The following is a 23279-nucleotide window of genomic DNA, read 5'->3' on the forward strand; positions in this document are numbered from 1 at the left end:
AGGATAAGAGCCGTTCGTATGAGTAGTGGAGGCTCCCGGAAGAGAATTTTTCGCACCTCACTGCCAGAGCAGCAACCTGTGTGCCAGGTCGAAGGCTATGAACCGCAGGGTGTTCAGCAAAACCTCTTCTTAAATTAAAGCGTAGATGGCAATTGCAAAACTTGCATACGGATAAAATCTACTTTCAATGACATATCAATAACTCATCCAAAAATTTCCACTGCGGTTATAAGCGAAAAGTGGGTTTTTCATTTATCGGTCACATAAATGAAAGCGGGATGTCATCTGAAAAATGAAAAATAACGGGTTAATCAAACGGATTAGCGCGCAAAAAATTTTGGGATGTACGGGAATGGCGGTTACACTTCACCCGCTGATTATTTGACTACAGGAAAGAATGGATTGTGACCAAACTCAAACTTCTGGCATTGGGCATCCTTGCCGCTACCGCAGCGAGCACCGTACAGGCTGAGAGCCAGTGGACTGTTGGCGCGGGTGCTGGCGTGATTAACAGCCCGTACAAGCAGTATGACCGCGACGTTTATCCTGTCCCCGTTGTCACCTATGAAGGCGATAACTTCTGGTTCCGTGGGTTGGGCGGTGGCTACTATCTGTGGAACGATACGGCCGATAAGCTCTCCATCATGGCCTATTACGACCCAACGCACTTTAAACCAGGCGACAGCGACAGCAATGCGCTTCGTCAGCTGGACAAACGCAGAAGCTCACTGATGGCGGGGCTTTCTTACGTCCATAATACCGAATATGGCTTCCTGCGCACTGCGCTGGCGGGCGATACCCTGGACAACAGCAACGGCTTCATCTGGGATCTGGCGTGGCTTTATCGCTATACCAACGGCGCAGTGACGCTGACGCCGGGTATCGGTGTGCAGTACAGCAGCGAGAATTACAACGACTACTACTATGGCGTGTCTAAAGCGGAGTCTCGCCGCAGTGGTCTGAAGAGCTACAGCGCGGATGATGGCTGGGACCCGTACCTGGAACTCACCGCCTCGTATAACTTCCTCGGTGACTGGAATGTGTACGGTACTGGCCGTTACATTCGTCTGAGCGATGAAGTGAAAGACAGCCCGATGGTCGACAAGTCCTGGTCTGGCATCTTCTCCGTGGGTGTGACCTACAAGTTCTGACCAGAACGTGATGCATTAAAACGGGGCGCTAGCGCCCCGTTTGTTTTTTTATGATGCCTGAACAATATTAGCGCTTCACAATCTTGATCGTCTGGCCTAAGCGGGACGGTTTTTCTTCGCTGGTTTTCTGCGGCGCGGTCACGCACGCGGTTTCCACGCACACGAAGGTCTTGTAACCGTCATCCGGGATATCCGCCATGCTGACGGAAAGGGCAGGGCCCGGGTTCCAGCCCACCACGTTGCTGTGGTGGTGATGAACCACATCAATACCGCGGTTCAGCGCGCTGTCGTGGATGACGCTACAGGCTTCCGGGTGCAGATACACGCGGTCGGTACGATCCGGGAAAGTCTGCACGCCGTCGTCCAGCTTGCCTTCTTTCGCGTTATCCACTTTGTCGATAAAGGTATCGCCAAGTCCGCTCACCTTAACGGCCTGAATGTCGCCTACGTTGAAATAGGTGTGCAGGGCGGACGTTGTTTCGAATTCGCCGTGCGCTTCCAGTTCAATTTCGCAGGTTTTACCCAGCTTGAAGCGGGCATACAGGGTGAACTCGTGTGGCCACAGGGCACGCGTTTCATCATTCGCCTGGAGTTCAAAGGTCAACACCGCACCGTTTTCATCTTCGTTGTGGGCTTTCAGCGTCCACTGCTGGTTACGGGCGAAACCGTGTGAGGGTAAACCCTGCTGCGCTGACGGGCCAAACCATGGCCAGCAGATCGGTACGCCGCCGCGGATCGCCGCCCCTTTTTTGAACGAGGTGGCCTCGCTCAGCCACAGGCCTTCTTCTTCACCTTCTGGTTTCCAGGAGAGCAGGTGGGCACCATTGAGCGCTACGGAGGCTTTAACGCGCGGATGATCAACGACGATGATATCAGCACCGTCGATCTGACGGCGGGAGAGCACAGGGGTAAGTTGTTCGACTACCGGAAGTGCAAAAATTTTATTAATCATTAAGCAATCCTCTGTCTAAAAACAATAAAAAAGGCGACCGAAGTCGCCTTTTAGGATCAAGCACTCATCTCAACTTATTTGGAGATGTGAGCGATCAGGTCCAGTACTTTGTTAGAGTAGCCAGTTTCGTTGTCGTACCAGGAAACCAGTTTCACGAAGTTGTCGTTCAGTGCGATACCTGCTTTAGCATCGAACACGGAAGTGCACACTTCGCCGTTGAAATCGGTAGATACAACGTCGTCTTCGGTGTAACCCAGAACGCCTTTCATTGGGCCTTCGGAAGCAGCTTTGATTGCTTTCTTAATTTCTTCATAAGAAGCAGCTTTTTCCAGACGAACGGTCAGGTCAACAACGGATACGTTAGGAGTTGGAACGCGGAACGCCATACCAGTCAGTTTGCCATTCAGTTCTGGCAGTACTTTACCTACTGCTTTAGCAGCACCGGTAGAAGATGGGATGATGTTCTGAGCCGCGCCACGGCCGCCGCGCCAGTCTTTGTGAGACGGGCCATCAACGGTTTTCTGAGTAGCGGTGGTTGCGTGAACGGTAGTCATCAGACCTTCGATGATGCCGAAGTTGTCGTTGATAACTTTAGCCAGCGGTGCCAGGCAGTTGGTGGTGCAGGATGCGTTGGAAACGATGTCCTGGCCAGCGTAAGTTTCGAAGTTTGCACCGCGAACGAACATTGGGGTGTTGTCTTTGGAAGGACCAGTCAGAACAACTTTCTTCGCACCCGCAGTGATGTGTTTACGTGCAGTTTCGTCGGTCAGGAAGATACCGGTAGCTTCAGCTACAACGTCAACACCGATTTCGTTCCATTTCAGGTTAGCTGGGTCTTTCTCAGCAGTAACGCGGATGGTTTTGCCATTAACAACCAGGTGGCCGTCTTTCACTTCAACGGTGCCGTCGAAACGACCGTGAGTTGAGTCGTACTTCAGCATGTACGCCATGTATTCAGCGTCCAGGAGATCGTTGATACCAACGATTTCGATGTCAGAACGTTTCTGAGCAGCACGGAAAACAATACGGCCGATACGGCCAAAACCGTTGATACCTACTTTGATAGTCATATATTCCACCAGCTATTTGTTAGTGAATAAAAGGTTGCCTGTAAAATTACAAAAACCTTACGCAGCGTCAAGCGGAATCGTGTCAATCATTGCGACAAATCAATCCTGTGACTAACGTTTGTGCGACTGACTCGCCTCACTTTCCCTTTGAGCTAGCAACCACATGGGGGCTGCGCCCGGAATTTTAAAGGCCTCGCAGGATTAAAATGTGAAATTGATCACAATTGCCTGACCGCCTTTTCGCGACACATAAGTTTAGAACAAAAGTGCACGCGCGGGTGTTAATGTTTTGTTAGAATCTGGGTTAAAAGATGTCTGTTTCAACAGCGAGATGTAAGCATATGTCGAACCAACGTAACCCCGACGATTTGAAAAAAAACCTTACAGAGATGCAGTTTTACGTGACGCAAAATCACGGCACAGAACCGCCGTTTTCCGGGCGTTTGCTGCACAATAAACGGGAAGGCGTCTACCACTGCCTGGTGTGTGATGCACCGCTGTTTAACTCCCAGACGAAGTACGATTCTGGCTGCGGCTGGCCGAGCTTTTACGAGCCTGTCAGCGATGATGCGATCCGCTACCTGACGGACACCTCGCACGGCATGGTGCGCACCGAAATTCGCTGCGGGAACTGTGACGCCCATCTCGGGCATGTCTTCCCGGATGGCCCGCAGCCGACGGGGGAGCGTTTCTGTGTAAATTCGGCTTCCATGAGCTTTACCGATGATGAAAACGGCGACCATACCAAGGGTTGAAAAAACGATTCAGCAAATTATTCCTTTGAAAGGGAGAGATCATGAATATTGATGACATGATTGCAGGTATGACCCCGGAGGTTTATCAGCGTCTGGTAACGGCCGTTGAGCTGGGAAAATGGCCGGACGGTGTGGCGCTCACACCTGAGCAAAAAGAGAACAGTTTGCAGCTGGTGATGCTGTGGCAGGCGCGTCACAATACCGACGCCCAGCACATGACCATCGACACTAACGGTCAGATGGTGATGAAAAGCAAGCGCGAGCTGAAAGAAGAGTTCGGCATCGCGCCGAAGCCGATTGCGACCTTCAAATAAAGCTCCCATGTAGGCCGGGTAAGCGCTAGCGCCACCCGGCACACTACATCTTAGTGCGGGATCCCAAGCGACTCCGCCAGCTGTTTCGCGAGCTGGTTTTCGTCGTCAGCACCGTACTCCCAGAACATGGCGCCAGCCAGACCTTTCTCCTTAATGTAATCCGCTTTGATCGCCACGGAGCGCGGGTTCTCATAGGAAATCGCAAACAGCGCCTTCCCGTCGGCGGATTTCACCGACAGCCACGGCACCTTCGCCTGTTCGTCCCAGTGCTCGGTAAAGCGTTTCTGCGGATCGTTCAGCAGCTTGCGGACGATATCGTTGTATTTCACATAGGTATCTTTGGTCAGATCATAGCCAAGCGATTTGAACAGGCCCAGTTCCTGCGGCCCGAAGTAGGGCTGCGTCACCGGATTGTTCTGCGCGTCCGATTTGCTCCAGTCGATACCCGGTTCAACGGCGCGCTTCGGCACGCGCCCATAGAAACCAATTCCGAGGTTCATCTGCTGCGGCTTCAGCCCGGCGGCCAGATAGTTATTCACCACAAAATCGACGCTGTACTTGTCTGCGGCAGCCACCGTTGGCCAGGCGCTGGAGTCATACAGATTCGCGTTAAAATACTGAGTACCGTACGCCATGTCGTAGGTCATCAGGTTGATGTAATCGAGCAGGGGGGCAATGGCTTTCACATCCACCCAGCTTTTCGGACTTTCCGCATTCGCGCCCACCGCAATCGTGACCAGCTTTTTCTTACCAAACGCGTCACGCATCTCTTTTAACAGCGCGGTGAAATTATCCCGGTCGGCAGGGGTGCTCTCGACCAGTCCCCACGCGCCGTTGACCGGATATTCCCAGTCCAGGTCGATCCCGTCCAGGCCGTATTTACTGACGATCTCCTGCGCGGAGCGAATAAATACCGCGCGACTCTCTTTGGTTGCCGCTGCGCCAGAAAAACCACGCGCGCCCCAGCCGCCAACGGAAAGCAGGACTTTCAGGTTCGGGTTTTGTTTACGAAGCTGAGGAAGTAACGCCAGATCGGATGCCACCTTAGGTGATAACCAGATTTGATGCAGTTTTGCCGGATCTTTCAGCGCGGCGTTGGTTTCGTCTTTCTCGTTGTTATAGACCAGACCAAACGAGTAGTTGAGGTGGGTGATCTGGCGGACGTCGAGTTTATTAATATCGCCACCCGGTCCGGCGGTAACATCGCCACCCCCATTGAAGTAACCCACGGACATCAGGGGCGCGGCGGAAGCCAGTGACGCGCAAAGCAAGGGTAATGCTGCCAGCAAGGGCAAACGTTTCATATAATTTCCTCTTTGACTGAATAAAAATAACCACGCCACAGAAAAGGCGTGGCGAAAAAACAGCCTGAAGAGAATAGCATCGCCGTTTCGCTTGTGATGCGAGGGAGTTCACTTTATGGGGATTGGGGAAGAAATGCCGGGTGGCGCTGACGCTTACCCGGTCTACAAAACCAGAGAAAGTAGGCCGGGTAAGGCTAAGCCGTCACCCGGCTAAAAAGCTTACGCCTGCGTCTCCATCCAGTCAGCCAGCGTATACAGCGTTGCGCCTTCTGCGGCCATATCCATAAACGCCTGAGCGCTGTCATGCGGCTGAATATTCACCCCGCGACAGCCGTCGGTGATGACATTCACGGTATAGCCCAACTGGAGCGCATCCAGCACGGTGAACTTCACGCAGTAATCCGTCGCCAGGCCCAGCACAATCAGCTCGGTGATCTCATGGTGGCGCAACCACGCGTCCAGCGCCGTCTTCTGACGATGACCGTTATCAAAGAACGCGCTGTAGCTGTCGATGGTTGGGTTTTCACCTTTGTGGAACACCGCGTCGATGGCCTTCTGGTTCAGCAGCGGATGCAGCTCAGCGCCTTCCGTCTGCTGCACGCAGTGATTGGGCCAGAAGGTTTGCGCCAGCCCGTCCAGTTCGCCCTGGCTGTAAGGCTCAACGTTGTGCTGGCTGGCAAAGCTGCCGTGGTTTGCCGGATGCCAGTCCTGACTCGCCACCACCGCTTCACCACGAGCTTTACACCACTCAATCAGCGAATTCGCGACGTCTACGGTGCTGTCGCCTTCCGCAACGGCCAGCGCACCGCCCGCACAGAAATCATTTTGCAAATCGACCAGTAACAGGGCGCGTTGCTTCATGGGACCTCCTTATTCGTCCGGCGTCAGTTCACCGCGCAGGTTTTGCATCATGGCGCGGCGAATGGAATCAATATCCAGATCCTGACTCAGTAAATAGTGAAGTTTAGTCAGCGTTGCCTCAACGGTCATATCGAAACCACTGATCACGCCAGCGTGCGCCAGGGCATTACCGGTGGCGTAGCCGCCCATATTGACTTTGCCGGACATACACTGGGTGAGGTTGACCACCACAATCCCGCGATCGCTCGCCTCCTGAAGCTCTTTCAGGAATTCACCGTTCTGCGGGGCGTTACCCACACCATAGGAGCGCAGGATCAGCGCCTTCACCGGCTGGCGCAGGAAGTTGCGCACCACGTCGGCGGAAATACCCGGATAAATCGTCACCACGCCGATCGGCTGCGGGGTGATCGGGTGAACGATCAGTTCGCCTGCGGTATTTGGCGCGGGCGGCGTGCCCAGACGACGGATATGGATCCCCGCTTCCAGCAGCGGTTGCAGGTTAGGTGAGGCAAAAGCGTCAAAGCCATCGGCGTGCGCTTTAGTGGTACGGTTCCCGCGGTACAGCCGGTTGTTGAAGAACAGCGTTACCTCGTTGATCGGGTAATTAGCGGCCACGTACAGGGAGTTAAGCAGGTTGATCTGCCCGTCTGAACGCAGTTCCGCCAGCGGGATCTGCGAGCCGGTCACGATGACGGGCTTGCTCAGGTTCTCCAGCATGAAGGAGAGCGCCGAGGCGGTGAACGCCATGGTGTCGGTGCCGTGCAGGATCACGAAGCCGTCGTACTGGTCGTAATGGGCTTTAATATCGTCCGCAATATGCTGCCAGTCTTCCGGCGTCATGTCGGAGGAGTCCATCAGCGGCTCATATTCGTGGATGGTAAAGTCCGGCATTTCCGGACGGTGGAATTCAGGCATCAGCGCCAGCTGGCGCTGTAAGTGGCCGGAAACCGGGATATAGCCATTTTCTGAGCGCTGCATACCGATGGTACCGCCGGTATAGGCGACATAAATTGATTTCTTCTGCATGGTAATGAGTTCTTGTTCTTCAAAAGAAAAAATCCCCTCTTCACGGGAAGAGGGGACGGTTTTTAACGCACGTTCGCACAGGTCAGGCAAAACGCGTAGCGGCTTTGTGGATCATTAAAGGCTGCGAGCTTGTCGCTCTCTGCTCTCATGGCTTTCGCCGCGGTCGCCACCGGCGCCGGCAGATAAGCCTGAAGCGCGTCCGGCAGCATGGCACGAACGGAGCCGGACATGCTGTCCATGACCATATCGAAGAATGTTGGTTCGTCCTGATAATAGTCCACGTGCCACTGCTTGAGCTTCGCCAGCTCCGCCGCTTTCTTCACGGCGTCGTCGAAGTCACCCAGGCTGTCTACCAGGCCGTTGCTCTTCGCGTCCTGGCCGGTCCAGACGTGGCCCTGAGCGATCTGGTCAATCTGATCGGGCGTCTTTTTACGGGAGTCCGCAACAAGCGTGATGAAACGTTTATAGCCACTCTCAATGCTGAGCTGCATCATCTCAGATACCTCAGGCGGCAGGGATTTGGTAACGGACACGTCCGCCAGCGGCGAGGTGGAGACGCCGTCGGTGTGGACGCCGAGATAATCCAGGCTGTTCTCTACGGTGTTGATCACGCCGAAGATGCCAATCGAGCCGGTCAGCGTGCTTGGGTTAGCCACAATGTAGTTGGCTGGCGTCGAGATCCAGTATCCCCCGGAAGCCGCCATGCCGCCCATCGAGACCACTACCGGCTTGCCTGCGGCGCGCGCGGCGGCCAGTTCAGCACGGATTACTTCAGAGGCGCTGACGCTGCCGCCAGGGCTGTTCACCCGCAGGACAATCGCCTTCACTTTCGGATCCTGGCGCGCATCGCGGATCTGCGACGCGGTGGTGTCCCCGCCGACGTTCCCCGGCGTTTCTTCGCCATCCATAATGGCCCCGTTAGCAAACACCACGGCGATGCTGTCACCGCTGTCGTCCGGCTTTTTCGCGGCGTAGTCATACATGCTGATGGCGCTGTAGTTTTTATCCTCTTTACTCCAGCCGAACTGTTTGGTCAGCGCTTTTTCAATTTCAGCGCTGGAACCCAGCTGATCGACCAGTTTGTTATCAAGCGCGTATTTCGCTGTATCGCCGTCCACCATGCGCAGGCCGTCCAGCACGCCGCGCGCGCCCGGGAAGACCTGCTCAGCGGTAATCTGACGGTTAGCGGCAATGGTGCCGAGGTAGTTCTGCCACAGCTCGCCAATCCAGCGGCTGTCCGCTTCACGGGCGGCAGGGGACATATCATCGCGGATAAACGGCTCCACGGCGGATTTATAGGTCCCGACGCGGAAGACGTGGGTGGTGACCTTCAGCTTGTCGAGCAGCGATTTGTAGTACAAACCATTAGTGGCAAAGCCATGCAGATCGACCGTGCCCTGTGGCGAAAGCCAGATCTTATTGGCAAAGCTCGCCAGATAATATTGTCCCTGGGTGTAGCTGTCGCCAATGGCAATAACCGGTTTACCGCTGTCGCGGAATTCGCGCAGCGCTTTACCGATGTACTGCATTGACGGCTGATCGGCGCCGGCAAAATCTTTCAGGTCCAGCACGATACCGGTAATGTTACGATCGTCTTTGGCCTGACGGATGGTGTCGACGATATCAAACAGGGAGTTTTCCTGAAGACGGTCTGACGTTGCGCCGAACAGCTGGCGACCAATCACGCCCAGACGGTTGCTGGTCGATGGCTTATCAACAATCACGCCGGTGATATCGAGTAACAACGCGCCGCGCGTCGAATGCTGCGACTGGGTTGCGTTGCTGATATGCATCCAGATACCTGCGCATACCAGGACCAGGAAGATGAAGAAGATGTTCATCACCAGGTTGCGGACGAAGTTGAGCAGTCGCCACGTCCATTTAAAGAAACCGGCAAAGATTCGCCAAAGGGTTCGCATGTATTCTCCCTAACCAGAAAAGGACTGTTTCCGTCGCCACGGGACGGTAATGTGCGGTTATCGTAATGACCCAACCGCCACTTGTCAGCAGGAATCGCCTGCCACGCTGTAACAAATTCTGCTGTCGTGTTAATTTTGTGAGTAAATTTCATGAAAGGAGTTAACCAATGGACGCACTTGAACTGCTTGTTAACCGTCGTAGCGCTTCCCGCCTGGCCGAACCGGCACCCGTCGGCGAGCAGCTGGAAAACATTCTGCGTGCCGGAATGCGTGCGCCGGACCATGGCACATTGCAGCCGTGGCACTTCTTTATCATTGAAGGCGAAGGGCGCGACCGCTTCAGCCAGCTGCTGGAGCAGGGGGCTGTTGCCGCAGGCCAGGATGAGAAGGGGATTGATAAAGCCCGCAGTGCGCCATTCCGCGCGCCGATGATCATCGCTGTCGTGGCGAAATGTCAGGCCGACCATAAGGTGCCGGTCTGGGAGCAGGAAATGTCCGCAGGCTGCGCGGTAATGGCGATGCAAATGGCCGCCGTCGCGCAGGGCTTCAATGGCATCTGGCGCACCGGACCGCTGACCGAGAGTTCGGTCGTGCGTGATGGCTTTGCCTGTGGTGAGCACGATAAAATTGTCGGCTTCCTCTATCTTGGCACCCCGCAGCTTAAAGCCTCCAGCACCATCAGCGTGCCAGACACCACGCCTTTCGTCAGCCGTTTCTGATAAGCCGCGCTAAACTGTCTGGATTCTGAGCATCCGCCGCAGAATTCAGACAGTCATACTTACCTCTTTATGGAATGAGCGCTACCATAGCGCGATTGAGATGACAGGAGACGTCCATGAGCGAGCAAACCATTCGTTTAACGCAATACAGCCACGGAGCCGGTTGCGGTTGTAAAATTTCCCCGAAAGTGCTGGAGACCATCCTGCACAGTGAACAGGCGAAGTTTGTCGACCCGAACCTGCTTGTCGGTAACGAAACGCGTGACGATGCAGCGGTTTATGACCTGGGTAACGGCACCAGCATTATCAGCACTACTGACTTCTTTATGCCGATTGTCGACAACCCGTTCGACTTCGGGCGCATTGCGGCCACCAACGCCATCAGCGATATCTTTGCGATGGGCGGTAAACCGATTATGGCGATCGCCATTCTGGGCTGGCCGATTAACACCCTCCCGCCGGAGATTGCCCGCGACGTGATCGAAGGCGGACGCTTTGCCTGCCAGCAGGCGGGTATTGCCCTGGCCGGTGGTCACTCTATCGATGCGCCGGAGCCGATCTTCGGCCTGGCCGTCACCGGCGTGGTGCCGACCGAGCGCGTGAAGCGCAACAGCACGGCGCAGGCGGGCTGCAAGCTGTTCCTCACCAAGCCGCTGGGCATTGGCGTACTGACCACTGCCGAGAAGAAATCCCTGCTGAAGCCCGAGCATATCGGTCTGGCAACGGAAGTGATGTGCCAGATGAACCTCGCCGGTGCGGCATTCGCCAATATCGACGGCGTGAAGGCCATGACCGACGTGACCGGTTTTGGTCTGCTGGGGCACCTCTCTGAAGTCTGTCAGGGCGCGGGCGTGCAGGCGCAGGTCTGGTATCAGGATGTGCCGAAGCTGCCGGGCGTGGAAGAGTACATTGCTCAGGGCGCGGTGCCGGGCGGGACGCAGCGCAACTTCGCCAGCTACGGCCATTTAATGGGCGAAATGCCGGAAGCGTGGCGTAACCTGCTGTGCGATCCGCAAACCTCCGGCGGCCTGCTGCTGGCGGTGACGCCGGAAGCTGAAGCTGACGTTCAGGCGACGGCTGCCGAGTTTGGCATCACCCTGACGGCCATTGGTGAGCTGGTGACCGCCCGCGGTGGTCGACCGATGATTGAGATCCGTTAATTCGATGCGGTTGTTTATTGCCGAAAAGCCGAGTCTGGCGCGTGCCATCGCCGATGTGCTGCCCAGGCCGCATCGCAAAGGCGACGGCTTTATCGAATGCGGTAACGGGCAGGTGGTCACCTGGTGTATCGGTCACCTGCTTGAACAGGCGCAGCCGGATGTCTACGACAGCCGCTACGCCCGCTGGAATCTCAACGATCTACCGATTGTGCCGGAAAAATGGCGTCTCCAACCGCGTCCTTCCGTCACCAAACAGCTCAACGTCATTAAGCGCTTCCTGCATGAGGCGACGGAAGTGGTCCACGCGGGTGACCCGGACAGGGAAGGGCAACTGCTGGTCGATGAAGTGCTGGACTACCTGGAGCTGGCGCCGGAAAAGCGCCAGCAGGTGCAGCGCTGCCTGATCAACGACCTCAACCCTCAGGCGGTAGAGCGGGCCATTTCACGCCTGCGCGCCAACAGCGAATTTATTCCCCTGTGTGTCTCCGCGCTGGCGCGTGCCCGTGCGGACTGGCTGTACGGGATCAACATGACCCGCGCCTACACCATTCTCGGGCGCAACGCGGGTTATCAGGGCGTACTCTCCGTCGGTCGTGTCCAGACACCGGTGCTGGGGCTGGTGGTGCGTCGCGACGAAGAGATCGAAAATTTCGTCGCCAAAGACTTCTTCGAAGTCAAAGCGCATATCGTCACGCCGAAAGACGAACGCTTTACCGCCGTCTGGCAGCCAAGCGATGCCTGTGAGTCATATCAGGACGAAGAGGGACGGCTGCTGCATCGCCCGCTGGCGGAGCACGTGGTCAACCGCATTACCGGCCAGCCCGCAATCGTCACCAGCTATAACGACAAACGGGAAACGGAGCCCGCACCGCTGCCGTTCTCCCTTTCGGCGTTGCAGATTGAGGCGGCTAAGCGCTTTGGTCTTAGCGCACAGAACGTGCTCGATATCTGCCAGAAGCTCTACGAAACCCACAAGCTGATCACCTATCCGCGTTCGGACAGCCGCTATCTGCCGGAAGAACACTTCGCCGGACGCCACTCGGTGATGAATGCCATTGGCGTCCATGCGCCGGATCTGTTGCCGCAGCCGGCGGTAAACCCGGATACCCATAACCGCTGCTGGGACGATAAAAAAGTCGATGCTCACCACGCGATAATCCCGACGGCGCGCACCAGCAACGTCAACCTGACCGACAACGAAGCAAAGGTCTATAACCTGATCGCACGTCAGTATCTGATGCAGTTCTGCCCGGACGCGGTGTTCCGCAAGTGCGTTATTGAACTGGAGATTGCCAAAGGCAAATTTATCGCCAAAGCGCGTTTCCTCGCGGAAGCGGGCTGGCGCACGCTGCTCGGCAACAAAGAGCGTGACGAAGAGAACGACGGCACGCCGCTGCCGGTCGTGGCCAAAGGCGACGAACTGCTGTGCGAGAAGGGCGAAGTGGTTGAACGACAAACCCAGCCGCCGCGCCATTTCACCGACGCGACGCTGCTGTCGGCCATGACCGGCATCGCCCGTTTTGTGCAGGATAAAGATCTGAAGAAGATCCTGCGCGCCACCGACGGTCTGGGTACGGAGGCGACCCGCGCGGGAATTATCGAATTACTGTTCAAGCGTGGTTTCCTTGAGAAGAAGGGGCGTTACATCCACTCAACAGAGCCGGGACGGGCGCTCATCCACTCCCTCCCTGAACTGGCGGCCAGACCGGACATGACCGCGCACTGGGAGTCGGTGCTGACGCAGATCAGCGAAAAGCAGTGCCGTTATCAGGACTTTATGCAGCCGCTGGTAGGGACGCTTTATCAGCTGATTGACCAGGCGCGCAGTACGCCAGTGAAGCGATTCCGGGGAATGGTCGCCCCGGGCGGCGGGGCGAAGAAACCGTTCAAAAAGAAGAAAAGCGCAGCCAAAAATACAACCGCTTAAACCGTAGGCCGGGTAAGGCGAAGCCGCCACCCGGCGAAAGCCCCTCTGCGGCCTGAAAAAAGCCCGGTGGCGCTAATGCTTACCGGGCCTACAAGGGCGAGAATGCAGCGAAACTAAATCACACCCTGTCCGATCATCGCATCGGCCACCTTCACGAACCCGGCGATATTCGCCCCGCGCACGTAGTTAGTTTGCGAGGCCTCGCCGCCGTACTCCACGCAGGCGTGATGAATATCGAGCATGATGTGGTGCAGACGGGCATCCACTTTCTCTGCCTTCCAGCCCATTCTCGCGGCGTTTTGCGCCATTTCCAGACCGGATGTTGCCACGCCGCCAGCGTTCGCCGCCTTGCCTGGCGCAAACAGTACGCCCGTGTCCAGGAACAGGTCGGTCGCTTCAATGGTGGTGGGCATATTTGCCCCTTCCGCTACCGCTTTCACGCCATTGCTAATCAGCGTCCGGGCGGCATCCACGTCCAGTTCGTTTTGCGTCGCGCACGGCAGGGCGATATCCACGGGCACGCCCCACGGCTGTTTACCTTCCAGATAGGTCAGGCCAAATTCACGGGCATAATCCGCTACCCGACCGTCACGGCTGGCTTTAATTTCGCACAGACGCGCCAGTTTTTCTGCCGTAAAGCCAGCTTCATCCACCACGGTACCGCTGGAGTCGGAGGCGGTCACCACGCGCGCGCCAAACGCCATCGCTTTCTCGATAGCGTACTGCGCCACATTGCCGGAGCCGGAGACCGCCACGCGCATCCCCTCGAAGCTCAGCCCGTGACGCTTAAGCATCGCTTCGGTGAAATAGACCAGACCATAACCCGTCGCTTCCGGGCGAATCAGGCTACCGCCAAACGACAGACCTTTGCCGGTAAAGACGCAGGCGCTGTTGTTGGAGAGCTTTTTCATCATCCCGGCCATAAAGCCCACTTCACGCCCCCCCACGCCGATATCCCCGGCAGGAACGTCGGTGTCCGGCCCAAGGTGGCGATAGAGCTCAGTGACCAGCGCCTGGCAGAAACGCATCACTTCGCCTTCGCTCTTGCCTTTCGGATCGAAATCACTCCCGCCTTTACCGCCGCCCATCGGCAGGGTAGTGAGCGCATTTTTAAAGGTCTGCTCGAAGCCGAGGAATTTCAGAATCGACAGGTTCACCGAGGGGTGGAAGCGCATCCCGCCCTTAAACGGCCCAATGGCGGAGTTAAACTGCACGCGCCACGCGCGGTTGACCTGCACCTGATTGCGGTCGTCCACCCACGCCACGCGGAACTGGATGACGCGCTCCGGCTCTACCAGACGTTCAAGCAGCGCCATCTGACGGTAACGCGGATTTTCCTCAAGGAAGGGCCACAGGGTGGTCATGACTTCACGAACGGCCTGGGCAAACTCGCTTTGGTGCGGGTCGCGCTGCTGAACATGGGCAAGAAAGCTTTCCAGAGAGCGTGTCTGATCCATAGATATAAGAACCTCTTATAATAATTTATGCGTGTGGCGTAGATGTTTTGTGTCGTTTTTTTGACTATACCACCCGCACCGCTTTGAGAGGCAAGCAGAAATTTATGCCGCAAGGGAAATTAATGACAGGGCGCGCGTCATAACCAAAAGCGATGACGAGATAAATTAAAGATCCCGTCCGGATCGACCGTTATAGATATAAACGATGCAAAGGAAATAAAGTCTATGAACCGTTACGCAATGGCCGCGTTATGTTTGATGGTGTCCGCCGGGGCACAGGCTGACCGCATTCGCCCGGATGTCGAGGTCAACGTGCCGCCAGAGGTTTTTAGCGCTGGCGGCCAGCGTGCGCAGCCGTGTAATCAGTGCTGTATCTATCAGGATCAAAACTATTCCGAAGGCGCAGTAGTCAGGGCAGATGGCGTGCTGTTGCAGTGCCAGCGTGATGAACGCACCCTCAGTACAAATCCGCTGGTCTGGCGTCGCGTAAAAGAATAAACGCTTCCAGCAGCGGTATATCCGCCGGGGCTAAAGCATACGTGAACGCGTCTTCTGGCGTGCACCATACCAGCGCCGAGTGATAATGCGCCTTCAGCTGACCGCTAAATTCAGGCACATGCCAGGCGTGGAGGTGAATCAGCCGCTGCGACACCTCCCGCTGGTGGCTTGCCACATACCGCGCGGGCACGGCTTCAATGCCGAGTTCTTCGCGCAGTTCGCGGATCAGCGCTTCCGGCTGGGTCTCACCGGCTTCAACCTTCCCGCCCGCAAATTCCCACATTCCTGGCTGATCGGCATGTTCGGGACGCTGCGCCAGCAAAATCTTGCCCTCTTTTTCGAGGATGGCCGCAACCACATCGAGTGTTTTCAGCATGTTCGTCAATAATTAATAGCGAAAAACGACATATTATCGTGCCCTTCCAAAGAGTCCAGTCATCAGGAGAATCAGGTGAAAGAGACATCCGCCTGGGTTGCGCCCATGGAAACCCTTCCCGTCAGCCTCAGCCCCATCGCCGTCATGCAGAAAAAACACTTCGGCGCGGTGCTGAACCCCACGCGCTGGTGGGGGCTTATGCCGCGTCTTTTCTGGCTGGTGGCGCTATTTGTCGGCTATCTGGAGCGGCGCAAGGCGCGTTTGACCCCGGTTCTGCGATCGCTACTAATGACGCGGATCTCGCAGATCTGCCACTGCGCATTTTGTATTGATGCCAACAGCCTGCGTCTGGCCGAGCGGAGCGGGGCGCTGGATAAAGTGCAGGCCGTCAGCGACTGGCAAAATTCCACCCTGTTCAGCGAAGAGGAGCGCGCGGCGCTGGCCTATGCGGAAGCGGTCACCGCCACGCCACCTCAGGTGGATGAAAATATCAAAAGTCTGCTGAAGCGCCACTTTACGGAAGAGACCATCACCGAAATGACGGCTCTTATTGCCTTTCAGAATCTTTCCGCCCGCTTTAACGCCGCGCTGGATATCCCGGCTCAGGGGCTGTGCGCCACGTTTAAAGGTAAACCGCATGCTGGATAAACATCTGCACCCCCGACTGAAACCCGGGTTAAATCAGCTGGCCGCCGCGCTGGATAGACCGTTTATCACGCCTGATGGCTTAACGCTCGCCGGGTTTGCGATTGGCGTGCTGGCGTTACCGTTTCTGGCGCTGGGCTGGTATCCGGCGGCGCTGATCGCCATTGTGCTGAACCGGCTGCTGGATGGTCTGGACGGCGCGCTGGCGCGTCGCCGTGGCCTGACGGACGCGGGAGGATTTCTTGATATCGCCCTCGACTTCCTGTTCTACGCCCTGGTGCCGTTTGGCTTTGCGCTGGCCGCTCCGGCTGATAACGCGATCGCCGCCGCCTGGCTGCTGTTCGCGTTTATGGGGACGGGCAGCAGCTTCCTGGCCTTTGCCGCGCTGGCGGGGAAGCATGATATCGACAACCCCGGCTATGCGCACAAGTCGCTTTATTACATTGGAGGATTAACGGAAGGAACGGAGACCATCGCGCTGTTTGTGCTGTGCTGCCTGTTTCCGGCGCATTTCGCGCTGTTTGCCTGGACGTTTGGCGCATTGTGCTGGCTGACCACCACAACGCGCATCTGGAGCGGTTATATCACGCTGAAATCACTTCCCCGCTAGCGTGCGCTCTCCGGTCCGCGCTCCCCGGTGGAGACCGGGTTCTGCGGATGGCTGCTCCATTCGTACCAGCCGCCGTCGTAGACGGCAACGTTCTGCCAGCCCATGGCGCGGGCGTACATAAAGGCTTCAGACGCGCGCCAGCCGGTACCACAGTAAAACGCAACGTGCTGCTCCGGCAGGATATTCCACGTTTTCCACATGGCGGCAATATCATCGGCGCTGCGCATGGTGCCATCCGGATTGTGGAAATCTTCCATGTGGGTCGCGTCGCTGCCCGCATGGCCCCAGCGCGCACCGGCAATCTCACCTTTTGGCTTGATATAGCTGTAGCCGCTGGTTTCACCGATAAACTCTGGCCAGGAACGAATGCTCACCAGCGAGGCGTCCTGACGGTGCAGCATTCCCCGGGCCTGCTCCATATCCACCATCAGCCGGGGCTGGCCCGGGATCGGCGCGCCAAAATCAGGGGCTGGCTTCACCTTTGCAGGCGTTCCGCGCTCAACGGGCAGGCTGGCGTCGGACCACGCCTTCCAGCCGCCATCCAGAATTCGCACATCCTTCACGCCCGCGTAGAGTATGATCTGCGCCACGCGCGCGGCGGCATACACGTCGCGACCGTACAGAATGACGGTGGTATCGTGACGGATCCCGTGCTTCGCCAGCATCGCTTTCAGCTTTTCGTCAGAGACCTTATTCCACAGCGGTTCGCTTTCCACTTCATTGGTGTCGATATAGCCCGCACCGGGAATGTGGCTCAGGAGATAAAGCTTCGGCGCACCCCAGCCAGCCTCGATCACCTTCCATTCTCCGGCTGGTGCGGCGGTAACGGGTTTGCCCTGCTGCAACTGGCGGATCCACTGCGGATAAACCAGCTGTTCGAAATGCGCCAGACGTTGCAGACGGTCGGATTGTTGCAGGGCATCGCTCAGGGTGGAGACGTGGGTAAAGCCCGCTTTCTCCAGCCGCGTTTTGACGGTCTGGTTGTCATCATCGTTGCCATAGAGCGCAACCGGCATGTCTGGCGTAAGCCGATGTTGTTTTGCCCAGCCGCTGAGCTGTTCATCGCTCATTGCCCCAAGCCAGCTGGCAGAGAGATTAAGCGCGGCGGGTTCATGCCCGGACGTTCCGCTCAGGGTCTGCGGCCAGCCGTTATAGAACGCACTGACGCGCGTATCAATTACCGCGCCGTTTTGCGCCTGGAGCTGGTCCAGCGTGAGGGAGTGGGGCATATCAGCCGCCGTGGAGGAGAGTGAGGCGAGGCCGCAGATCAGGGCCAGCGCGGTCAGTTGAGAAACACGTTTCATCGAAAAACCTGACGTCATTAAAAGAGGGGGGCATTGTCGTCTCTCCTGAAGCCAAAAACATTGCGTTAGCACATTATTGCCAGCGAGAAATCTCAATCACCTCGCCGCCGGGCGGAATATCGTCCTCATCATGCGTGACCAGCACCACCGGGATCCTGCGCTGGCGAGTAACCTCGAATACCCACGCCCGGAATGAGGCGCGCAGCGTTTTATCCAGTCGACTGAACGGCTCGTCGAGCAGCAATGCCTGCGGCTGGGCGAGAAGGGCGCGCAACAGGCTGACCCGGGCGCGCTCGCCGCCGGAAAGGGTCGCCGGATCGCTGGCGTAGTGGTTTGCCAGCCCGGCAGTGTCCAGGGCCTGTTCTACCGCGTTGCGGCGGGCGCGCCCGACGATGTGCGCCGGCAGCGCCAGCATCAGGTTTTGCCCCACGCTGAAGGCGTCAAACAGCAGGGCATCCTGAAACAGAATGCCGATCCCGCGCGTTTCCACGGGGAGCATATCGCAGCGGCGATCGTTCAGCCATAGCTCGCCGTGCGCCTTAAAATCAGCGGATAACGCCCCCACTATCCAGGCGAAAAGGGTCGATTTCCCGCTCCCGGAGGGCCCCATCAGCGTGACAATCTCCCCCGCCGGGACGCGGAAGTTGACCTCACGGAAGAGTGGCGCAATGGTGAGATTTTTCACGTTCAGCATTAACGTAATCCTTGTCTGTGACGGCCCACGAGCCGGGAGAGCAGCGCGGCAAGGGCAAATACGCTGCTGGTCAACAGCAACAGACCCAGCGCCCGGCTGGCGAGGATCGGAATGCTGCCGCCGCTGCTGAGGGCGACCGCCTCCGTCGTCAGGGTGGTGAAACGTCCCGCTCCCAGCCAGAGGGTCGGCATGTACTGGGCCATGCTCACGGAAAAGCCGGTGGCAAAGGCCAGCAGGGCCGGACGAATCATCAGGGGGCATTTCACCAACCAGAAAATTTTCGCCTGTCGCCAGCCCAGCGTTCTGGCGGTGAGGATAAGCCGGGGATCGAGCCTGCGCCAGGCCGGTTGCAGCACCAGGAGCATCCACGGGAGAACCCAGAGCATATGGCTCCAGAGCACCGCAGCGTACTGGCCGTCGATGCCCAGCCACAGCGCCACGGCATATTGCCCGGACACGAGGGGCAGCGCCTGGAGGGCGAGCGGCAGCCAGACCCACACCGCGCCGCGCTGGGGTCCCCACTCAAGCCAGAGCATGAGGATGGCCAGCGCTGTCAGGCTGGACAGCAGTCCCAGTGAAAGGCTGTCGCTGACGGGGCCGATGTCGTCCCGGCGTGCCAGCATCAGCAGAACCAGCGCACAGAGGACGCCGCACAGCGGCAGTAACCCGCCCAGCGTCCGTGCGGGCAGCGCAGTATGCGAAGCGTGACGAATTCCAGAGGGGGCACGCTGGGCGCGCCGCCATGCCGTCCAGAAGCCGTATCCCACCGCGGCAAGCGCCGCCAGCAGCAGGAGCAACACCAGACACAGCAGCGTTCCCTTTGTTTGCTGTTGTGCATCGCCCTGGGCGAGCCACTGCCAGGCCAGTACCGCCAGCGTAGGCGGGTTGCCTGGCCCGAGCACGATCGCCACATCCACCACGGAAAGCGACCAGGCCAGCACCGCCAGCATGACTGCGCCCAGCGCGGGGGCGATTGCCGGGAGGACGAGCCAGTTGAGCGCCTGCATTCGTCCGTAGCCGAAGGTATGCAGGACGATTTTCTGCTGTGCGAGACGCTTTTCAGGCAGCGCGGCGTAGATTGCCCACAGAACGAACGCGCTCTCTTTGACCGCAAGCGTCAGGCCAAGCCCGATACCGTAGCGGTCAAGCTGCGGCGAACAGACCGTACAGATCCGGTAAAACTGCCCCCCTTCCGCAAACAGCAGCAGCGCGCTGGTGGCGAAGGCGACGTGCGGCACGGCTAACAGCCACGGCAGACGGGTGCTCAGGCGCTGCCAGCCTTCACCCGGCCAGAGAAGCGCAAGCAGGGTCAGGGCGATAAACAGTGAGCCCAGCGTCGCGATAAGCGTGGAAACCAGCGTGGCGGCCAGCGCCTGCGGCAGCTGCGGGTCGGCAAACAGCGTCGCCCAGTTGCCGGGAGAAAACGCCGGGGCCAGCAGCATGCCGCTGGCGGGAAGCAGTGGCAGATAGATGACCGCCATTGCCGCCCAGACCAGCCCGCTTAGCGGGTTCCGTAGCGGCGAAGCCATTCCTGCTCCAGGGCGTTAACCCAGGCGGCGTGAGGTTCGGGAAGTACATCAGGCGTGCCTGAGGGGGTAAAGGCGCTAAGCTGTTTTGCCGCTTTCGCAGGCAGTTTTTCGCCATCCAGCACGCTCGGGTCACCCCAGACGGCAGGATTAGCTTTGCGGATCTGCGCCTGTGGTGACAGCAGGAAATTCGCCACCACTTTCGCACCTGCGCTCGCGCTGGCGTTTGCCGGGATGGCGACAAAATGGACGTTGCCGATCATGCCTTTGAGAAAGCCGAAACTGTAGCTGTCGGCAGGCAGTTCACCGCTCGCCACCTTTTGCATCGCATGGGCGGGGTTAAAGGTGAGCGACAGGTTCAGACTGCCGCTGGCCAGCAGCGTATCCATGCGCGCAGGCGACGGAGGAAAATCGTTCCCTTCGCGCCACAGCAGGGGGTGCAGCGTATCAAGGTAATCCCACAGCGGCGCGGTGACCTGCGCAAAGGTTCTGTCTGGCGCGTTTTTTAACGCCTCCGGATGGGCGGTCAGCGCCAGCAGTAGCTGCTCAAGAAACGCCGTGCCGGTAAAATCCGGCGGTCGCGGATAGCTCACCTTGCCAGGGTGCTGTCGGGCGTATACCAGCAGCGCGTGGGGATCTGCCGGTGGTGTCGGCGTACTCGCTTTACGGGCGATAAAGGTTAATTGCGCGCCGCCCCACGGGGATTCTGCCCCATCGGTCGGGATGGCAAAATCTTCCGTTACCGGTTTACGGGTATCGACGTAGCGCCAGTTGGGCAGGGTTTGCGCCCAGCCGGTGAGCAGCAGGTTTGCCGCTTTCAGGTTGCGGAAGTTTTCCCCGTTTACCCAGAGTAGATCCACCGACCCGTTACTGCTGCGTCCTGCGGCATGTTCCGTCTGGATCCGCTTCACCGCGTCGGCGGCATCGGCCAGATGAACGATCTTCAGGTTGACGGCGTAGTGCGTTTTCATCTCGCCGCTTACCCAGTCGAGGTAGCGGTTAACGGCCTCGTCACCGCCCCAGGCGTTAAACCAGACGGTCTGCCCGGTGGCCTGTTGCTGAATGGATTGCCAGCTCTCTGCGGCGAAGGCAGAGGTTGCCAGCAGCAGACTCGTCAGAAACGCGCAAAAACGCACCCGGCGCATAATGCCTCACTTTTTAATCGAAGGGATGTAACGGGAAAACAGCCAGCGAGTGACCAGCGGTAATAACCCTAATAGTGTAAAGGCGAACAGCAGTCCCGGCGACAGAATATCGCGCAGCGCGGTGAGTTTCCCCAGCTCGCGTCCGGCGTTCAGATAAATGACGGTGGCAGGTAGCATTGCAAGCTGGCTGACCCACCAGTAGTGACGCACCCTGAGACGGGTTAGCCCCATCAGCAAATTAACCAGAAAGAACGGGAACAACGGCATCAGGCGCAGGGCAAAAAGGTAGCGCGCGCCGTCGCGATCCATCCCCGCATCTATCGTGCTCATCTGTGCGGCAAAGCGCCGTTGCACCCAGTCGCGCAGCAGATAACGGCTGACGAGCATGGCAAGCGTGGCGCCGAGCGTCGAGGCAAATGACACCAACAGCGTCGCCTCCCACAGGCTGAAAAGCGCCCCGCCGAGCAGCGTCAGAAGCGCGGCTCCGGGGATTGACAGCGCGGAGAGCAGAACGTAAACCGCAAAATAGACTAGCGCGCTCTGAAGAGGCGCCTGCTCCACACGATCGAGCAACGTTTGCTGGTGCATTTTTAGCGTGTCGAGGGAGAGTATGCCTGGAGGAAGCAAAACAACGGTCAAAACAAATGCGCCCAAAAGGGCGCACAGGAGACTGATTTTTTTAATATTCACTGAAGTTTACAGCTTGAACGTTGCCCATACCGGCGCATGGTCGGACGGCTTTTCCATACTACGGATGTCATAGTCGATACCGGTTTCGATGCAGCGTTCGGCCAGGGGGGCGCTCGCCAGCAGCAGATCAATACGCAGGCCCCGGTTGTCATCGAAGCCTTTAGAGCGATAGTCAAACCACGAGAAGCGATCCTGCGTCGCCGGGTTAGCCGTGCGGAAAGTATCCACCAGCCCCCAACCCAGCAGGCGCTCCATCCACTCGCGCTCCTCCGGCAGGAAAGAGCATTTGCCGGTGCGCAGCCAGCGCTTACGGTTCTCTTCGCCAATACCGATATCCAGATCCGTCGGGCTGATATTCATGTCGCCCATGATCAGCACCGGGTTTTCTTTTTTGAGTTCGGTTGTCAGGTAGTTTTGCAGATCCTGATAAAACTTCGCTTTGGCCGGGAATTTGGTTTCATGATCGCGGCTTTCACCCTGCGGGAAATAGCCGTTGATGACGGTCACATTGCCGAGCGCGGAAGGAATTTCCGCCATGATGATGCGGCGTTGCGCCTCTTCATCGTCACCCGGGAAGCCACGACGCACCGACACCGGCGTATCTTTGGTCAGCAGCGCAACGCCGTAGTGGCCTTTCTGACCGTGGTAAAAAACGTTATAGCCCAGCTTCGCTACCTCTTCGAGCGGGAACATATCGTCGTGAACTTTTGTCTCCTGCAAGCCGATCACATCTGGCTGATGTTGCTCAACAATCGCTTCAAGCTGGTGAGGGCGGGCACGCAGGCCGTTGATATTAAAAGAGACAAATTTCATAGTCGCTGCCAATGCAAGGTGAATAGTGCAAGGATGGTAGCAGAATTTACGTCGTCTGTTATCCGCTTCGCCCAATTACTGCGACAGATAATGCCGACGGTGCAATATTTGCACCATTTCGGCGCGTTTTGCCCTCGAACAGGGCATAAAGGACCGATAAATTTCGCGAGCGATCACAATTCCAGAATTATATTTGGCCTCTGCATACTCTTTCTTGTTTTCATGCGGCAAAGCGCCGCTTGTCGTAAAAATATTCACTATTTATGCATTAAAAGTGAATAACTACATATTGTAACTCATTGATATTCTGTTACCCCAACCCGTTTATGCATTTTTATCGCTGGCTGGCACGAAGGCTGCAAT

General features: G+C 57.5%; 23 protein-coding genes. 9 read left to right on the top strand and 14 right to left on the bottom strand.

What is annotated here, in order from left to right:
* The first annotated feature begins 404 nt into the window (after positions 1–404).
* On the top strand, positions 405–1151 hold the full coding sequence (locus tag INF61_RS04400) for a MipA/OmpV family protein (RefSeq protein ID WP_017384691.1): 747 nt from the start codon (positions 405–407) through the stop codon (positions 1149–1151).
* 67 nt (positions 1152–1218) lie between these two features.
* Here INF61_RS04400 and INF61_RS04405 read toward each other — a convergent pair whose 3' ends face one another.
* Complete coding sequence (locus INF61_RS04405) at positions 1219–2103, bottom strand: D-hexose-6-phosphate mutarotase (RefSeq protein ID WP_032104146.1); 885 nt, start codon at positions 2101–2103, stop codon at positions 1219–1221.
* A 74-nt stretch (positions 2104–2177) separates the two neighbouring features.
* Positions 2178–3173: a glyceraldehyde-3-phosphate dehydrogenase gene (gapA, locus tag INF61_RS04410; protein WP_006809136.1), complete on the bottom strand. Its 996-nt coding sequence runs from the start codon at positions 3171–3173 to the stop codon at positions 2178–2180.
* A gap of 341 nt (positions 3174–3514) precedes the next feature.
* On the opposite strand from gapA, the gene msrB reads away from it, so the two are divergent.
* Together msrB and INF61_RS04420 are read left to right on the top strand one after the other, a co-directional pair.
* Positions 3515–3928, top strand: a complete 414-nt coding sequence (msrB, locus tag INF61_RS04415) for a peptide-methionine (R)-S-oxide reductase MsrB (RefSeq protein ID WP_017384689.1) — start codon at positions 3515–3517, stop codon at positions 3926–3928.
* Positions 3929–3969: 41 nt separating this feature from the next.
* Positions 3970–4242 carry a YeaC family protein gene (locus INF61_RS04420; protein WP_017384688.1) on the top strand — a complete coding sequence of 91 codons (273 nt, stop codon included), beginning with the start codon at positions 3970–3972 and terminating at the stop codon, positions 4240–4242.
* Positions 4243–4292: 50 nt separating this feature from the next.
* Here INF61_RS04420 and INF61_RS04425 read toward each other — a convergent pair whose 3' ends face one another.
* The 4 genes from INF61_RS04425 to sppA all read right to left on the bottom strand — a co-directional run bounded on the left by INF61_RS04425 (position 4293) and on the right by sppA (position 9352).
* Entirely contained in the window at positions 4293–5546 is a 1254-nt protein-coding gene (locus tag INF61_RS04425) for a glycoside hydrolase family 18 protein (RefSeq protein WP_017384687.1), read from the bottom strand.
* Between the two features lie 219 nt (positions 5547–5765).
* Positions 5766–6407: a bifunctional nicotinamidase/pyrazinamidase gene (gene pncA / locus INF61_RS04430; protein ID WP_015570777.1), complete on the bottom strand. Its 642-nt coding sequence runs from the start codon at positions 6405–6407 to the stop codon at positions 5766–5768.
* A 9-nt stretch (positions 6408–6416) separates the two neighbouring features.
* Complete coding sequence (gene ansA / locus INF61_RS04435; RefSeq protein WP_023303507.1) at positions 6417–7433, bottom strand: asparaginase; 1017 nt, start codon at positions 7431–7433, stop codon at positions 6417–6419.
* Positions 7434–7495: 62 nt separating this feature from the next.
* Positions 7496–9352 carry a signal peptide peptidase SppA gene (gene sppA, locus INF61_RS04440; protein WP_193547547.1) on the bottom strand — a complete coding sequence of 619 codons (1857 nt, stop codon included), beginning with the start codon at positions 9350–9352 and terminating at the stop codon, positions 7496–7498.
* A gap of 167 nt (positions 9353–9519) precedes the next feature.
* On the opposite strand from sppA, the gene INF61_RS04445 reads away from it, so the two are divergent.
* The 3 genes from INF61_RS04445 (at position 9520) to INF61_RS04455 (ending at position 13158) form a co-directional block, all read left to right on the top strand.
* Positions 9520–10071 carry an NAD(P)H nitroreductase gene (locus INF61_RS04445; RefSeq protein WP_023296329.1) on the top strand — a complete coding sequence of 184 codons (552 nt, stop codon included), beginning with the start codon at positions 9520–9522 and terminating at the stop codon, positions 10069–10071.
* A gap of 116 nt (positions 10072–10187) precedes the next feature.
* A complete protein-coding gene (gene selD, locus INF61_RS04450; RefSeq protein ID WP_017384682.1) occupies positions 10188–11231 on the top strand; it encodes a selenide, water dikinase SelD in 1044 nt (347 codons plus the stop codon).
* Positions 11232–11235: 4 nt separating this feature from the next.
* Positions 11236–13158, top strand: coding sequence for a DNA topoisomerase III (locus INF61_RS04455; protein ID WP_017384681.1), 1923 nt, complete (start codon positions 11236–11238; stop codon positions 13156–13158).
* Positions 13159–13271: 113 nt separating this feature from the next.
* Here INF61_RS04455 and gdhA read toward each other — a convergent pair whose 3' ends face one another.
* The gene (gene gdhA, locus INF61_RS04460) at positions 13272–14615 is read right to left on the bottom strand and encodes an NADP-specific glutamate dehydrogenase (RefSeq protein WP_023296338.1); all 1344 of its coding nucleotides are present in this window, start codon (positions 14613–14615) and stop codon (positions 13272–13274) included.
* A 225-nt stretch (positions 14616–14840) separates the two neighbouring features.
* Between gdhA and INF61_RS04465 the strand changes: the two genes are divergently transcribed.
* The gene (locus tag INF61_RS04465) at positions 14841–15113 is read left to right on the top strand and encodes a YnjH family protein (protein WP_003857857.1); all 273 of its coding nucleotides are present in this window, start codon (positions 14841–14843) and stop codon (positions 15111–15113) included.
* Here the strand turns inward: INF61_RS04465 and INF61_RS04470 are convergent.
* Positions 15073–15489 carry a pyrimidine (deoxy)nucleoside triphosphate diphosphatase gene (locus INF61_RS04470; RefSeq protein WP_017384679.1) on the bottom strand — a complete coding sequence of 139 codons (417 nt, stop codon included), beginning with the start codon at positions 15487–15489 and terminating at the stop codon, positions 15073–15075. The genes INF61_RS04465 and INF61_RS04470 overlap by 41 nt on opposite strands.
* Before the next feature lie 75 nt (positions 15490–15564).
* On the opposite strand from INF61_RS04470, the gene INF61_RS04475 reads away from it, so the two are divergent.
* A complete protein-coding gene (locus INF61_RS04475; protein WP_193547548.1) occupies positions 15565–16137 on the top strand; it encodes a carboxymuconolactone decarboxylase family protein in 573 nt (190 codons plus the stop codon).
* On the top strand, positions 16127–16744 hold the full coding sequence (locus tag INF61_RS04480) for a CDP-alcohol phosphatidyltransferase family protein (RefSeq protein WP_033487174.1): 618 nt from the start codon (positions 16127–16129) through the stop codon (positions 16742–16744). Before INF61_RS04475 ends, INF61_RS04480 begins: the two co-directional genes overlap by 11 nt.
* Here INF61_RS04480 and INF61_RS04485 read toward each other — a convergent pair.
* The 6 genes from INF61_RS04485 to xthA all read right to left on the bottom strand — a co-directional run bounded on the left by INF61_RS04485 (position 16741) and on the right by xthA (position 22916).
* Complete coding sequence (locus INF61_RS04485) at positions 16741–18048, bottom strand: sulfurtransferase (RefSeq protein ID WP_193547549.1); 1308 nt, start codon at positions 18046–18048, stop codon at positions 16741–16743. The two genes, INF61_RS04480 and INF61_RS04485, sit on opposite strands and share 4 nt — an antisense overlap.
* Before the next feature lie 73 nt (positions 18049–18121).
* Entirely contained in the window at positions 18122–18742 is a 621-nt protein-coding gene (locus INF61_RS04490; protein WP_063945798.1) for an ATP-binding cassette domain-containing protein, read from the bottom strand.
* Positions 18742–20271, bottom strand: a complete 1530-nt coding sequence (locus INF61_RS04495; RefSeq protein WP_193547550.1) for a thiamine ABC transporter permease — start codon at positions 20269–20271, stop codon at positions 18742–18744. The genes INF61_RS04490 and INF61_RS04495 overlap by 1 nt, the downstream gene beginning before the upstream one ends.
* Complete coding sequence (locus INF61_RS04500) at positions 20244–21413, bottom strand: ABC transporter substrate-binding protein (RefSeq protein WP_072259277.1); 1170 nt, start codon at positions 21411–21413, stop codon at positions 20244–20246. The genes INF61_RS04495 and INF61_RS04500 overlap by 28 nt, the downstream gene beginning before the upstream one ends.
* A 6-nt stretch (positions 21414–21419) precedes the next feature.
* Entirely contained in the window at positions 21420–22103 is a 684-nt protein-coding gene (locus INF61_RS04505) for a TVP38/TMEM64 family protein (RefSeq protein WP_032670087.1), read from the bottom strand.
* 6 nt (positions 22104–22109) lie between these two features.
* Positions 22110–22916, bottom strand: a complete 807-nt coding sequence (gene xthA, locus INF61_RS04510) for an exodeoxyribonuclease III (RefSeq protein WP_015570756.1) — start codon at positions 22914–22916, stop codon at positions 22110–22112.
* Positions 22917–23279 lie beyond the last annotated feature (363 nt).

Source organism: Enterobacter cloacae complex sp. P18RS (assembly GCF_014982105.1).
GTDB lineage: Bacteria > Pseudomonadota > Gammaproteobacteria > Enterobacterales > Enterobacteriaceae > Enterobacter > Enterobacter hormaechei_C.

Excerpts from the sequence above, each read along its gene's own strand:
- INF61_RS04405 (WP_032104146.1), bottom strand. The coding sequence starts at position 2,103 with ATGATTAATAAAATTTTTGCACTTCCGGTAGTCGAACAACTTACCCCT.
- gapA (WP_006809136.1), bottom strand. The coding sequence starts at position 3,173 with ATGACTATCAAAGTAGGTATCAACGGTTTTGGCCGTATCGGCCGTATT.
- msrB (WP_017384689.1), top strand. The coding sequence starts at position 3,515 with ATGTCGAACCAACGTAACCCCGACGATTTGAAAAAAAACCTTACAGAG.
- INF61_RS04420 (WP_017384688.1), top strand. The coding sequence starts at position 3,970 with ATGAATATTGATGACATGATTGCAGGTATGACCCCGGAGGTTTATCAG.
- INF61_RS04425 (WP_017384687.1), bottom strand. The coding sequence starts at position 5,546 with ATGAAACGTTTGCCCTTGCTGGCAGCATTACCCTTGCTTTGCGCGTCA.
- pncA (WP_015570777.1), bottom strand. The coding sequence starts at position 6,407 with ATGAAGCAACGCGCCCTGTTACTGGTCGATTTGCAAAATGATTTCTGT.
- ansA (WP_023303507.1), bottom strand. The coding sequence starts at position 7,433 with ATGCAGAAGAAATCAATTTATGTCGCCTATACCGGCGGTACCATCGGT.
- sppA (WP_193547547.1), bottom strand. The coding sequence starts at position 9,352 with ATGCGAACCCTTTGGCGAATCTTTGCCGGTTTCTTTAAATGGACGTGG.
- INF61_RS04445 (WP_023296329.1), top strand. The coding sequence starts at position 9,520 with ATGGACGCACTTGAACTGCTTGTTAACCGTCGTAGCGCTTCCCGCCTG.
- selD (WP_017384682.1), top strand. The coding sequence starts at position 10,188 with ATGAGCGAGCAAACCATTCGTTTAACGCAATACAGCCACGGAGCCGGT.
- INF61_RS04455 (WP_017384681.1), top strand. The coding sequence starts at position 11,236 with ATGCGGTTGTTTATTGCCGAAAAGCCGAGTCTGGCGCGTGCCATCGCC.
- gdhA (WP_023296338.1), bottom strand. The coding sequence starts at position 14,615 with ATGGATCAGACACGCTCTCTGGAAAGCTTTCTTGCCCATGTTCAGCAG.
- INF61_RS04465 (WP_003857857.1), top strand. The coding sequence starts at position 14,841 with ATGAACCGTTACGCAATGGCCGCGTTATGTTTGATGGTGTCCGCCGGG.
- INF61_RS04470 (WP_017384679.1), bottom strand. The coding sequence starts at position 15,489 with ATGCTGAAAACACTCGATGTGGTTGCGGCCATCCTCGAAAAAGAGGGC.
- INF61_RS04480 (WP_033487174.1), top strand. The coding sequence starts at position 16,127 with ATGCTGGATAAACATCTGCACCCCCGACTGAAACCCGGGTTAAATCAG.
- INF61_RS04485 (WP_193547549.1), bottom strand. The coding sequence starts at position 18,048 with ATGAAACGTGTTTCTCAACTGACCGCGCTGGCCCTGATCTGCGGCCTC.
- INF61_RS04490 (WP_063945798.1), bottom strand. The coding sequence starts at position 18,742 with ATGCTGAACGTGAAAAATCTCACCATTGCGCCACTCTTCCGTGAGGTC.
- INF61_RS04495 (WP_193547550.1), bottom strand. The coding sequence starts at position 20,271 with ATGGCTTCGCCGCTACGGAACCCGCTAAGCGGGCTGGTCTGGGCGGCA.
- INF61_RS04500 (WP_072259277.1), bottom strand. The coding sequence starts at position 21,413 with ATGCGCCGGGTGCGTTTTTGCGCGTTTCTGACGAGTCTGCTGCTGGCA.
- xthA (WP_015570756.1), bottom strand. The coding sequence starts at position 22,916 with ATGAAATTTGTCTCTTTTAATATCAACGGCCTGCGTGCCCGCCCTCAC.